The 13,239-nt window shown below is 61.0% G+C and carries 8 protein-coding genes; 4 read left to right on the forward strand and 4 right to left on the reverse strand.

The window, feature by feature from the left end; translation table 11 throughout:
- Window positions 1-2 precede the first annotated feature (2 nt).
- Genes E3T33_RS04770 through E3T33_RS04780 form a run of 3 tightly spaced genes read right to left on the reverse strand, consistent with a single transcriptional unit; the run spans window position 3 to window position 7,353 of the window.
- A complete protein-coding gene (locus E3T33_RS04770) occupies window positions 3-1,586 on the reverse strand; it encodes a nuclease-related domain-containing protein (protein WP_134574868.1) in 1,584 nt (527 codons plus the stop codon).
- Window positions 1,583-6,265: a helicase-related protein gene (locus tag E3T33_RS04775; RefSeq protein ID WP_166784396.1), complete on the reverse strand. Its 4,683-nt coding sequence runs from the start codon at window positions 6,263-6,265 to the stop codon at window positions 1,583-1,585. Before E3T33_RS04775 ends, E3T33_RS04770 begins: the two co-directional genes overlap by 4 nt.
- Window positions 6,262-7,353 carry an HNH endonuclease gene (locus E3T33_RS04780; protein WP_134574870.1) on the reverse strand — a complete coding sequence of 364 codons (1,092 nt, stop codon included), beginning with the start codon at window positions 7,351-7,353 and terminating at the stop codon, window positions 6,262-6,264. The genes E3T33_RS04775 and E3T33_RS04780 overlap by 4 nt, the downstream gene beginning before the upstream one ends.
- Window positions 7,354-7,445: 92 nt before the next feature.
- Between E3T33_RS04780 and E3T33_RS04785 the strand changes: the two genes are divergently transcribed.
- The 4 genes from E3T33_RS04785 (at window position 7,446) to E3T33_RS04800 (ending at window position 12,291) form a co-directional block, all read left to right on the forward strand.
- Window positions 7,446-7,856 (forward strand): very short patch repair endonuclease, encoded by a 411-nt coding sequence (locus E3T33_RS04785; protein WP_134574871.1) that lies wholly within the window; start codon window positions 7,446-7,448, stop codon window positions 7,854-7,856.
- 1,279 nt (window positions 7,857-9,135) lie between these two features.
- A complete protein-coding gene (locus E3T33_RS04790; RefSeq protein ID WP_134574872.1) occupies window positions 9,136-10,464 on the forward strand; it encodes an extracellular solute-binding protein in 1,329 nt (442 codons plus the stop codon).
- A 37-nt stretch (window positions 10,465-10,501) separates the two neighbouring features.
- Window positions 10,502-11,455, forward strand: coding sequence for a sugar ABC transporter permease (locus E3T33_RS04795; protein ID WP_092321102.1), 954 nt, complete (start codon window positions 10,502-10,504; stop codon window positions 11,453-11,455).
- Window positions 11,455-12,291: a carbohydrate ABC transporter permease gene (locus E3T33_RS04800; RefSeq protein WP_134574873.1), complete on the forward strand. Its 837-nt coding sequence runs from the start codon at window positions 11,455-11,457 to the stop codon at window positions 12,289-12,291. Before E3T33_RS04795 ends, E3T33_RS04800 begins: the two co-directional genes overlap by 1 nt.
- A gap of 10 nt (window positions 12,292-12,301) precedes the next feature.
- Here E3T33_RS04800 and E3T33_RS04805 read toward each other — a convergent pair whose 3' ends face one another.
- Window positions 12,302-13,168, reverse strand: a complete 867-nt coding sequence (locus E3T33_RS04805) for a DeoR/GlpR family DNA-binding transcription regulator (RefSeq protein WP_134574874.1) — start codon at window positions 13,166-13,168, stop codon at window positions 12,302-12,304.
- Window positions 13,169-13,239: the final 71 nt, after the last annotated feature.

Below are 13,239 nucleotides of genomic sequence, written 5' to 3' on the forward strand. Positions count from 1 at the left end.
GTCTAGATTCCTTTCCCGGCCAGCGCCGGCCCGCGGGTGCGTAGTTGCTTCCACGCGCGGTCTGAATACGCGACCCAAAGGCTCACGCGCGGGCGGGTCATGGCTACGTAGAGTTTCGGCAGCGCCGCTTCTGCATCGAGGTCGTCCACGTCGATGACGCATACGTGTGGCGCTTCCAGACCCTTGATTTCCTCCGGACGATAGAGCGTCGCAGAACCAGTGCGGCGACCTTCCGCGGCAAGTACGATCCCTTTCCGGCCGTAGGCCGCGCTGCGAACTGCGGCGCTCGCTTCGCCATACGGACGCAACGAAACGATTGCCACATCCTCCAAATCGACGCCTTGTTCGACAAGCATCGCCAATCTCGCGTCAAGGGCGGCTCCAGCAATCGAGTCGTTTCCGACCGCGAGCGACACCACCTTCGGCCCTGCGCCGACCCTTGGAGTACCCAGATCCGCCCCAGTCAGCATCTGTGTCTGGATAATCACGGGCGCGGTATTGCGGCAATTCAGAGTTAACCGACTGCGGCTCGCCAGACTTCTAATCTCATTGTGGGTTGCCTCTGAAAACCGACCGTCAACGTGCGCCTGGTTATTCGTGTCGCAGAAGAGCCGCCAGCTTCCAGCCTCGATTCCGCCCTCAACTGCCGAATCGAGAAGGAGTATGTCCAACTCATTCATGACGTCTTGCGCCTCGTCAACGACAAGAACCTCACAAGGCCCGCTTGTCGGAAGCTGCGAGAATGCGACACATCTGACCGTCGTCTCGGATAGCAGAGCGGCGACGTAATCGACCACGGCCTTAGATCGGCAAACGAAGAGCACATTCTTGCCTGCCGCGGCTGCACGGCGCGCTGTCTCTGCAGCGAGAAGCGTCTTGCCCGTGCCCGCCCCTCCCTCACACAGAATTCGCGCGTTGTCCTCCGCCGCGAGCAGCACCGCATATTGGGCCTCCACGAGCGCTATGTACTCCCGCTCGAGAGCCTCCGCTTGAACGCTCAGCCGCGGCACGCGATCGAAGTCGGGGCGAAGAATCTGGAGAAGTCGGCTGTATTCCTGCCCACGAGGCACTCGAGAGTTAGCCTTGCGGGCATGGGATCGAGCTTGATCCAGAACCTTCTTCAAACCGTTCACAGTCATCGACATAGGCCCGGCATGTTCCCACGGCTCCCACTCGGTGTCGTTAGGTAACGCCTGGTCGGGAGTGATGACGAGGAAGGCGAAGGACACGTCCAGAGCATGATCCACTTTCTCGAGACGTTCCTTGAGAGCGAACATCGCTGACCGAGCCTGATCAAATGGCCCCTCCGCCCTGAAGGTCTGCTCTCCATGTCGATTCGTGAAGCTCCAAGAGCCGCCAGCGCGGGCAACGCGCCCACCCTTCACCTCGATGGCGAGGACGCAGTCCTCCCAGACGACGACAAAGTCGACTTCCGACATCCGTTTGTATTCGTGTTCGGTCAGGTGAACGGAGTAGAAACACGCCACCGGTTCCTCATACCCAATCTGGGAGATTAGGTGGGCGACACGGATTTCGGCGTTGCTCTTGACATGAGTGAAGGAGCTTTCGGGCGGGAGCATTCTCATTTCGTCGCCGCCTCGGTGCTATCCCACAGCCCATCAAACTCAGTGAAATCAAGGTTTCCGGAGAAGTTGGAAAAGGTATCCTTCAGATTGACGATGAGGCACTCGGCCTCTCCGCCGTTCAATGGGCCGCGCAAGCCTCTACCGACCATCTGAATATATGCATTTGGACTCAGTGTCGGCCTGGCGATGTACAAGGCGCGCACGCCGGGAGCGTCGAAGCCCTGCGTGAGTACGTCGCAGTTCGCCAACACTCGGATCTTGCGATCCTTGAAATCCTGAATTATTCGGCGCCGTTCTTGGCGTCGCGTATTCCCACTCACAGATGCAGCCGAAATACCTTGCGCCTGCAACAGAGCCGCCAGCACTTGGGCTGAAACAACGGAGGAGGTGAAGACTAGAACCGGCCACGTCGGGTCAAGTTCGCTGATATGTTCAACAATCCGAATCGTGCGGTCTTCGTCGTTGCCGACGCGTGTCATGACAGTGAATGAAAGTCGAGACCAGCTCGCCGCGTCCTCAAGCTCCTGTGGGCTCAATTCGACATCAGCACCTCGCAGTTCGTCGTACCGCACCTTGGCCAACACGCCCATGTCCTGCAGAGCCCCATAAGGATCCGACCCAAGAGCGTTCAGCCGATTGCGCCCGAAGCGCGCCACCAAACTCTTAGTTCGACCCTCGCTTCGGTTCTTGAATGTCGTGGCACTCAACCCCAGAAGTGGCTTTTCGGCCGACCGACCATCGACGCCAAGCCAACGGAAAATCCTCGTGTAACGCGGAGAGTCGCCCGCCACATGGGCCTCGTCTACGATCACAGCGGTAGCTTCTGCCAACCACTTGTACTCAAACTTCCCAAGAAGCTTTTCCAGCTTCGCGTCGGTCGCGACAATAATGCTCAAGTCATTTTCGAAATCGCTAACAGTGTTTGATCCCCAGAGCCGGCCGATCGTCAGGGTTCGGGAATCCGCGAGTTCACGCCAAACGGCACTCCATGTCTGAACTGCCTGTTCACACAACTCCTCGGACTGCGCGATCCAAAGCACGGGTCCAACGAGGCCATCCTCAAGGAACGCCTGCACGATTGCCTCGACAGTAACCCGGGTCTTTCCCGCACCAGTTGGCAGGAAGAGCATCGCTTTCGCCTCGTCTCCCCGTTTCGCCCTAAGAACGTCCCTGATTTTGTGCGCAAGTTCGACTTGATACCCGTGAAGCGCAGGCAATTCCGGCCGGCCCAACACCTGGATCGAAGCGGCGAGGGGGCCGCCCTTCTCCTGAGCGTAGGCAGGCTTGAATCCGAGGTCTCGGACGAACTTGAGCGCGTCGAGGGATCCTGCCCAGCGATCCGGGCAAGGAAAACCCTTGCGGACGAAGTCGTTCTTGAGGACGTTTAGGGAGTCAAACCCATGCACGTTCAAGAAGAGTCGAGACACGTCCGTGGGGCGCGTTGGCGCTCCAAGCCGTCGAACGGATTTCAGAAGTCCGACCGGTAAGGCCGTTTCAAGCTCATCTGATGTGAAGAGCATCAAGAGTCTCTTGACTTCGTCATCCTCGAGTTGGCAACGCTCCATCAGCAGCTTCATGTCGAGTTCGATGGAGACGTTGAGCAGCTTGGATAGTTCGGGGACACTCAGTCCGAGAATGAATTCTTTGTTGATCAGGAACATCAGTTCATCGGGAACCAGGTCACGCTGGTAGTAAATCGTCGATCCCTGACGGTAGTGCGTGATCGGCTCGTCCTCGACGCCGCCAGCTGCAGTAACGCGCTTCGCAATTCGATCACACGCGATGAGCTGAACGTCTCTGAGGGCGGCGCCAGGAAGGCGTTTGAAGCCTCGGTAGCGGTCCCATAGGAGCGCAGCTTCTGAGACGCCTTCGGTCACCACGCTGAAAGCTACCTGCTCGCTCGCCCGCAAGGCGCCCAGACGCTCGACGAGGTACTCCGCCTCGTCATCCTCGACGATGTGAAGGAATGGAGTGGCCTTTGCCAGCAAGAATGTGATCTCCTGCACCGTCGTCGCGACCTGCACATCTGCGGCATCAACAACGGAAACGCCCGCGCCGATAATTGCCGGAATGCGACTTATTGGGAACGACGGCGGAAGCCTACGGGCGGCCGCGAGAACTAGCGCACCCAGGTTCTGCGGGTTGACCGCATGAGGCACAGTCTCAAGGAACTTTTCCCACACCGGCGGTGGGACGTCCTTCAACTCCTTGGCGAGGCCCAACTTGGTTGCCTGCCCGGTGAGGGCAACCGGTAGGTAGTCACGATACTGAATGAGAGCTGGGTCCAGCGCGAACTTGGCCTCAATGGGACCCCAGGTCGTGGCGACAAGCCCGTATTTCTTGATCGCCCAAAGGTGCGGTGCGATGAAGTCCATGGGGCTCGCTCGAGGATCCCCTACTCGCGTCATGGACCACGTTCGATCAGCATCAGCTCGAAGGAGAGCGGCCGACCAATCCGCCTGCGCTTCGCTGTCGCCATCCGTGTGGAGGCGCTGCAGAAGCTGAATTGGACCCGGACCCTCCTCCTCCACGAAGGTGGCTTCTCCCGTCGTTGCAGTGGAGTCTCTTGACAGGCGCTGCTGATACTTTTCGTTGGCCCAGGCTCGGTACTCCTGGTACAACGGCTCGTATCGAATCGGGAACCGGGCATCGACGCCGCACACCACTCCCATCGACTTCAAGACCTCGACATTTGAACCGTGAAATGTTGTGTCCAGGCGCAAGCGAAGATCAGCCGGGGCGAAGTTTGTACCCGTGGCTAACATCAGCGAGCGTGAATCCCGCCAGGAACCATCCTGAGCGCGCAACTTCATGGCACCGTCGCCGCGTTGGTGCATGGAGAGAAGCTGGCGCGCTTCCGGGATCGGAACGTCGTCCATGACGTTCCAGAGCTCCTCCCACTGGGCATCGCTCCAATCCTCGGCCACCGTACGGAGCAATGCCCGGAACTCCTGCGACGGAGTGAGGTTATGAAAATCCAGCGCTTTGAGGATCTCTTCGACTTTTGGAAGCGCTAAGAACCGCGGGTCGACTAGTTCAAGATCGGATATCCGCCCGACACTCTCGCCGCGCAAGTACAGCTCAAACGTCGCATTGGCCTTGAACAATTTGCCAGATGCAGATGGAACGATGCGCGCTTCCGTTCCGAGTACGCGAGTGGTGCGGTCCCTCTGGAAATTCAGGATCCGCAAAGCGATCTGAAGACTCTGAAAGTCAGAACCATGAGCGAGGACGGTCAGCCATTCCGCGAAACCGAGCTCCCTGCGGAACTCTGGGTCAGCGCGGGAGTCATTCCGAACAAGGTTCTCAAGACGCTTTCGCCGCTCCGCCGTGGAGAAACATCTGAAATGGGCGAACTCATCTGGCGAGGCAGGCGCGGTCTGCCAGAGTTCCATCACGCCAGGGTCCATCGCGTAATCGAGCGACAGGAGCCTTAGCTCGCTCCCCGGGCACAAGGCTCCTGTGGCGTCGGGAACCAGATCCTCCGCCGCCGCGAGCACTGGGATTCTCTGGGTGAAGTATTGGTCACCATCACTGCGGATTTCCTTGCCTCGGCCGGGCATGTAATCGAAATGCCGAGCTGGATCGTCGAGGGAGGACAGAAGCGGGAGAACTTCCACGAACATCTGCGCGAACTGCTCGTATATCTCATTGTTGTACAGCCCCGGAAGGAGAGACGTACGGTCATCATTGACTCTCCATGGCGCATTGAACAAGCCTCGCGCCGTCGTCTCGTCGCGAAGCGGAAAGTACGCCCAAAACTGGCCAAGGGTCTGAACTGATTGCAGCGGCGCTGCGTATGTGATTTTGACCTCTTTACGGGCCACCGCTTCGCCGACTTCGGCGCGGGCGCGGGAGGACGGCTTGTGCATGCGCTCATTGATGAGCCACTCTGTTCTCGAGCCGTCGGGCGCGCTAATTTCTACTCGACCGGGCGCCACTGCAATGCATGTGTGTTCGAGATCCATGTCATCTTTGCCGCCCTCATCGATGACGAGCCTCAGCGTGGAAACGGCAGATGCGAAGAGCAGGAACTCAGTCTTAAATGCCGTCAACTGGTTCTTAAGGCGATCGGCATGATCGACGTTCGGCAGTCGAATAATCGTGGTCGCCCATGTCGCGAGCTCGGCCGCTACGCTGTCATTGTCGAAGACCGTTTGAGGATCAAGCACTGTAGGCACTCGCAGCTGCGGGAGCTGCTGTCGTCCGGGACCAAACTCGCTCATCGCGATTCGGGCATCAGAGGAATTGAACTCGAGCGAAATTGTTTGGCTGAGAATTTGAGCATTGTCAGTGACGCTCAGGACCGATTTGAACCCGAGCCCGAAGCGACCAATCTCGTCACCGCGTTTTCCGCTCAGAAAGGCATGCGTAACGGCCTTGAGGCCGTCACTCGTGAAGGCCTCACCTTCGTTTGCGCAGTAGAGGTTTCCTCCGCTCAGTCGAAGCTCAACGCGCCCTGGTTTCTTTCCCCGGACGTTGGCATCTGCCGCGTTTTGGACGAGTTCAAAAAGCTGGCGCTCCGCGTACCCGCCAGTCCGGTAACTCTCCTCCTGATTGATGTGCTCTTGAATCAGATTGGGGTTTCGCCGATACACATCGAGCGCCGTTGCGCGATGATCATGCACTTCTGCCACAAGGGAGGGAGTAGGACGCTGCCAATTGCCGGAGGTGCTCATCGTTTGATTCTTTCTTGAGTGGTGAGTCGGCCAAGGCCGACTCGCTTCATACCCGGCAATCCGTCCACCCCAGTTAGGGGACCCCGAGCATTGTGATTTGGCTGTTGCCCGATAAGCCGCTGCGAGTGCCATTCGAGATACGACTCCCGAGGAGTGACTGACCCCTCCTCAATCTGGAGCCGGCTAACGAGAACGTCGATTCCGAAGTTTCGGGCCACGATCGGGTCACGGCGGATCGCCATCTCGAGCGCCGGCGCCAGCGCCAATGTCATGTCGGGCTGCACTGAGATCAGGAAGGTATCGAAGGCCGCGTCATGAGTGGGACAGAGCGCTAGACCATTTAAATAGTCGAGTCGTTCCTTGTTGGAACTGTGCCGCCACGGCTTGATATGGCTTGCGACGAGCATTCGAGCCGGCGGGAGCCCCGTACCGACGAGAGTCAAACCGCAAAAAGCACACCGCTGCCTCCAATTGGCGAGCACGGCCCGTGCGAATCGCGCCTGTCCGATTCGTGCCGACCCCATCAGCAATCGCTCAGTCGTGACAAGCTCGATATCGGGTCTCTCCCGGAGCCACTTGTCAGCTTGCTGCTCAACTTGCGCAGCCAGCTCATCCGAAGTCACTCTGTCTGCGTCCAAAACGCGCTGCATCGATTCGCGCTCCAGGCCCAGGAAATCGGGAAGCGCTTGGGTATCGAGGCCAAGTAGCCGAGCAGCGTCGAAGATTGTTTCGTACAGCTGAAAGTAGCGGGACAGGTCTCCGCCGAGCATGCTTGCGAGTTCAATTTCGTTGCGGGCCCCATTCGTCCTGGATCCGTCGAGGTTGCCCATCTTGGCAAGAATGCTCGATATTGACCGCCTAAAAAGGCGGGCCACTGTTGGCACCGGCTCCGGGACTTTGTCGAGGTTTGCCGTTCCGTAGCTTCCGCGATTCACCACAAACGCCAGCCCGAAAGTCAGAAGCGTTTCGACCGGCGTATACGCTACTTGACGGCGTCCGGCCGCTGGGAGGTCGCGGCGCAGGATCGTCGACCATTGCTCGACCGCAGCCTGACGGGAGAGGCGCAAATAGTCGACGAGGTCAGTCACTTTATACCGCCGGTCCCGCACGCGAATCCGCCTCGCGATGTCGGGGCAAGGCTGTCACCACTCTCCAATCGGAGCGGCGTAGCGTTGGCCACATGCCCGACGTTTTGACTCCAGAGCAACGCAGCAAGACGATGTCGCGAATTCGTTCGGTCGATACTAAACCCGAGATGACCGTCAGACGGATGCTCCACGCGCTCGGCTACCGTTACCGATTGCACGTTCGGGACCTGCCCGGGACGCCCGACATTGTCTTCACCAGTCGACACAAAGTTGTGTTCGTGAATGGCTGCTTTTGGCACTCCCACTCGTGCCGCTGGGGGCAATCGACACCCGCGAGCAACGTGGATTTCTGGGCGAACAAGCGATCCATCACCCTGGCACGAGACCTGCGTAACAGAGAGGATCTCGCGACGCGCGGTTGGCGCGTACACACGGTTTGGGAATGCGAATTGCGCGACAGTGAAAAGCTCGAAAGCACGCTTATTGCGTTCCTCGAGAGCTAGGCTTGCGCGCTCCCCCACCGAGGGTTCCGACGACGCCATATTGCCGAATTCCCCTCGAATCCATGCCCGTACTTCCCCCTCGCTTCTTCGCAAGGACCTGGTGGCACTCTATCCATCCCGCGGCACTCCCCCGTCCGCGCCGCGCCTGACCTTGCTCGATTGAGGTCTCTCTTGACCACACAATCACCGGGCCGGTTGTTACGGATCCCCGCGAGACACTGACCCGCAGCATATGCCCGAGCATCTGGCGTGGCGGCCCCGCCCGACGGGGCTACTCCGGCCGACAAAGAGCACAGGCCCAACTCGGGCAGTAACCGCGAGCAAACCGCCGACGCCCTGCCGCACCCGGATGTCTATCCCGAGGGCGTTCCCTGCGTGCCTGTACCCCCGCGCTATGAGCGCGGCACCCGCGCACCACCGAATGAAGTCTCTTCGGTCGCCACCCGCCGTTAGAACCGCTAAAACAAGCACGAACTCCAGCGAGGGAGGCCCTCATCATGAGGCTAGCACCAGGAACCATCGGCTTACCGCCCTTAGACTCGCACTCGTTTCGGTACTTTTCGTGCTCGGGAGCAGCGCGGATGTCACGGAGCGGGCGGCGAGTCCGACAGCCGAGGGCGCCCAGACGTCGTCGTCGCCCGCTGCGGCATCGCTCGGCGGAGGGCGGCACTCGATCCCCGTGCTAGCTGGCGCGGCAGGACGACCCTGGCGGGGCATCCGGTTCGGATGCGACTCCGGCGAACATCCAGGGCTCGAACAACCTAGGTTCGGCCGGAAACATCCAGGACTTTGCTGGCCATTTTCACGACGCCGATGCGTACTGGACCGGCGTGTTTGAGGAGGAGAGCAGGCCCCGGCAGCGTTCCGTGCCTCGGCCAGCGCGCCGTCGAGCATCCTTTCGGTGATGCGGCGGAAGGCGCCGTCTCTCTTGCGCACGTGCTGGTAGCTCACCGGAGGGACACTCCGGCTTCGCGGGCGATGTCGTCCATCGTGGCCGTGAAGCAGGCGTAGGCGGAGTAGGGGTTCGCGGGTCTCGACAAGCTCGATTACCGGCTGGGCGGACGGGTCTCGACGGGCTCGACCACCGGCCGGGACGAGCGGTCCGACTCCGCGCAACCGTTCATTTTGACCGACCCCTGGTTGAAGTGAGCAGTTTTTATGCACATTTCTTGCGTAAGTGCGCAGTGTGTGGCACAGTCATTTCACTTGACAGCATCGTCATGGGTCGGTTACCAGCGGTGAGCGCCTTTCCGCGCTTTCCAGGAACGGAAGGTTTGAAATGGCTTCACTGCGTAAATACACACGGACGGGCGCAGTCCTGGCGAGTGTGGCGATCCTGGGCCTCGGCCTCTCCGGCTGCGCGCCTGCAGCGAACAAGTCTTCCTCAGAGACCAAGGGCGTGACGATCACCGTCGCCCTGTTCACGGCTCCGCCGCCCAAGGCCGCTCTTGCCGAGTTCACCAAGGACACGGGCATCAAGGTCAAGTGGTCGACCATCGACTGGGACAGCCTCCAGACCAAGATCGCTGCCTCATCGGCCGCCAAGACCTACTTCGCCGACGCGACAGACGTGGACTGGTCCCGGGTCGGGCAGCTGGGCACGCTGAAGTGGTTCGAGCCCCTCGAGGACTATCTGGACACGGACTCCTACAAGAAGGACATGCCGCAGCTGGACTCCTTCGTGTCGGACGGGCACGTTGTCGGCATCCCCTTCGACGCCTCCTTCCTCACCACGACGGTGAACACGGAGATGTTCGAGAAGGCCGGGATCACGACGATGCCGACCACCATCGCGGAATACACCGCGGACCTGGAGAAGCTGAAGTCGAGCGGCGTAGCCGAGCACCCCCTGAACATCCCCTTCGCCGCTGCGGAAGGGCTGTCCACATACTGGTACCAGACCACGGCCGCCTTCGGTGGAACCGTTCTCGACGGCGACGGCAAGCCCCAGTTCTCTGACCCCGATTCCGCCGGCTACAAGGCGGCCGAGTGGATGGTCAACGGCGTCAAGTCCGGGCTCGTTCCCCCGGGAAACATCAACGTGAGCGACACGCAGGGCCAGCAGACGCTCATGGCCAAGGGAGGCGTCGCATCCACGTTCGCTGACTACTCCGGCAACGTCGGCAGCCTCTACGACATCCCCGACACGTCCAGCGTCGTCGGCAAGGTCACCTACCTGCCCACGCCCGGCGTCGACGGTGTCGGACCGAACGTCAGCAACCCGGATGGCATCGGGATTCCCGTCACCGCCAAGTACAAGGAGGCGGCCGCCAAGTTCATCGAGTGGTTCACCTCCCAGAAGGCCCAGTACGGATTCGCGGGCGGCGAAGGCCCCGACAACGTCTTCCCCGGCTACTTCCTGCCCTCCCGCCTGAGCGCCATCGAGCAGCTCACCGCGGACGGCAAGCTGGCCGGCGGAGACGTGCTGACCTCGATCCTGAAGGACAGCGCCCGGCCGGTCTTCCCCGAGGGTGCGCCCGCCTGGTACCCCGAATTCTCCCGAGCGGTCAACACCAACCTGCACGCGGCCGCAGCGGGCAGCATGAGCGTCAAGGATGCGATGAAGGCGATCTCCGACACCGCTGACAAGCTCTCAAGCGGCTCGTGACCCGAACCCGACGCGCAACCCGACCCGAAACGCAACGGTGAACGCTGATACCCGGGTCAAGAACGCCCCAGTCGTAGGCCCTGGGGGACGCGCGAAGCTCGCGTCCCCCGGGGCCAAACGGCGCGGCCGATTCGACATCCTGCCCTACGCCCTCGTCACCCCGCTCGCACTCTTCATCATCAGCCTCGCCCTGATCCCCGCGCTCTTCACGATCGTGGCCTCGTTCTTCAAGGACCAGGCGCTGAATCCGCCCGTGCGGTTCAACGGCTTTGAAAACTTCGTCAACCTGTTCAACGACGCCGGCGTGCTCTCGAGCATGGGTAACACGGTGATCTACGTGCTCGTCGGCGTCATCCTGTCGACGGTGCTCGCGGTGTTCTTCGCGGTCATCCTGCGCAAGAAGTTCCTCGGCCGCTCCCTGCTCATCGCCGTGCTGATTCTGCCCTGGGCCCTCCCGGGCGTGGTCAACGGGATCATCTGGAGCAACATCTGGGACAGCAATACCGGCCTGGTCAACAGCCTGCTGACGTCCATGCACCTGATCGACACGTACCAGGTCTTCCTCGGCCAGAACAAATTCATGACAATCCTGGCCATCGAGATGGTGCAGGTCTGGCAGATCACCCCGCTTTCCACGCTGCTCGTGCTGGCCTCAATGCAGAACATCCCCGATGAACTCTATGAAGCCGCGAGCCTGGACGGCGGTTCGCCGTGGAAGGTGTTCTGGTCGGTCACCCTGCCGCTCACCGCGCCGGGCATCACCATCGCGATGGTGCAGGCGGTGATCGCGACCCTCAACATCTTCGACCAGCCCTACATTCTCAACGGTGCTGCCAGCACCGGAGCATCCGTCACCATGCAGACCTACTTCATCAGCTTCCAAAACCTTGACTTCGGGCAGGGATACGCGTTGTCGCTCATCATCACGATCGTCACGCTGGTGCTGTCGCTCGGAATTCTCAAGCTCGTCTACCGCCCTGTGGAGTACTGATGAATCGCCGCCCGCACTGGTTCCGATGGTTCGGAGTCGCCTTCATCGTGATCTGGTCGCTCGTGCCCGTGTACTGGGCGCTGAACACCAGCCTTCAAACGGATGCCCAGGTGAGCTCGAAGCCCTCGAATTACGTTCCGCCCACTCCGACGTTGTCCAACTACCTGGCGCTGCTCACCGGCGAGGGTGAGACAGCAGCGGCCATTCGCCAGTCCTCCATCAACATCCTGATCGAGTGCACGCTGGCCACAGTGATCACCGTCGTGCTGGCGACGCTCGCGGCGTACGCATTCGCCCGGATGAAGTTCCGGGGCGGGAAGATCCTCTTCTACGCCGTGCTCGCCACGATGGCATTCCCGGCGTACACGACCCTGATCCCGATCTACCGCATCCTGAGCACATTCGGCCTCGTAAACACGTATACGGGCATCGTGCTCGTGTACGTCTCGGGGTTCCTCCCGCTCGCGACCTGGATTCTCTACAACTACATGTCGAGTCTTCCGTTGGCCATTGAGGAAGCCGGCACCATGGATGGCGCCAGCCGGATGAAGATCCTGTGGCACATCGTGATTCCCCTGGCGCTGCCCGGAATCATCTCCACCGCGATCATCACGTTCCTGTTCGCGTGGGGTCAGTTCCTGTTCCCGCTCGTGCTGTCGAGCGACCTGTCGACGCAGCCTTTGACTGTCGTCATCGCCGCGCTGCAGGGCAGGCACGTCGTGCCCTTCTCGCTGCTCAGCGCCGCCGGAATCATCGCCATCGCCGTTCCCGCGGCCATCGCCCTGCTCCTGAACAAGTACATCGTCAGTGGGCTGCTCGCCGGAAGCGTGAAGTAGCCGGGGCCGGCTAAGCGTCCGGGGAGGCGGCCTTCGCCTGCTTGAGGCGTGACGGCCGCGCCCCGGTGAGATCGACGACGTGCACCTGCACGCCGGCGTCGGCGATGCGCTCCAGCTCGACCGGGTCTGCATTCGAGTCGGTGACAAAGTCGCTGATCTGGGACAGGTCCGCCATTTTCGCCAGGGTCACCCGCCCGACCTTCGAACCGTCCGCGACCACGATCACTCGCTGGGCGCTGGCGACCATCGCGTTGTTCGTGCGGGCCTCGGTGTCATCGTGCGTCGTCACCCCGCCGGCGGCCGTGATGCCGTCGGTGCCGAGGATGGCCGTGCCCACGTTGATCGCCTTGAACGTGTTCTCCGACAGTGACCCGACGGCCTCGAACGAACTCAACCGCACGACCCCGCCGGTGATGATCACCTTGAGCTGGGGCCGCGCCGCGCACTCCAAAGCGGTCGTGAGCGAGTTGGTCACGATCGTCAACTCCGTGCGATTGCCGAGGGCCCTGGCGACCTCCGCCGTGGTGGTGCCGCCACTGATCGCCACGGCATACGGGCCGGAGGGGATCATTTCGACCGCGCGCCTGGCGATACGTTGTTTGGCTTCCCTGAACTGGGTGTCGCGAAGCCGGACCGGAATCTCGCTGTGGGATTCCAATGCGCGGGCGCCTCCGTGGGTGCGCACGAGAAGGCCCTGCTCGTCGAGGTCGGCCAGATCCCGCCGGAGAGTCGCGGCCGACACCCCGAGGTCCCTGGCGAGAGAGGCCAGGGACATTGTGTTCTGCTCCTGAAGCGCGGACAGGACCGCTCGCATCCGGTCGGAGCGCTTCGCGGATACTGCGCGAGGATGGGCTTCGAAGTAGCCGTCAGTGGACATGATTCGCTTTCTTGTCTCAAATGCGCATTGTTTGTGCCCACTTTAGCGCCAAAACGCTCGTGATATTGCGT

Origin of the sequence: Cryobacterium sp. TMT1-2-1 (assembly GCF_004403955.1) — a bacterium.
Taxonomy (GTDB): domain Bacteria; phylum Actinomycetota; class Actinomycetes; order Actinomycetales; family Microbacteriaceae; genus Cryobacterium; species Cryobacterium psychrotolerans.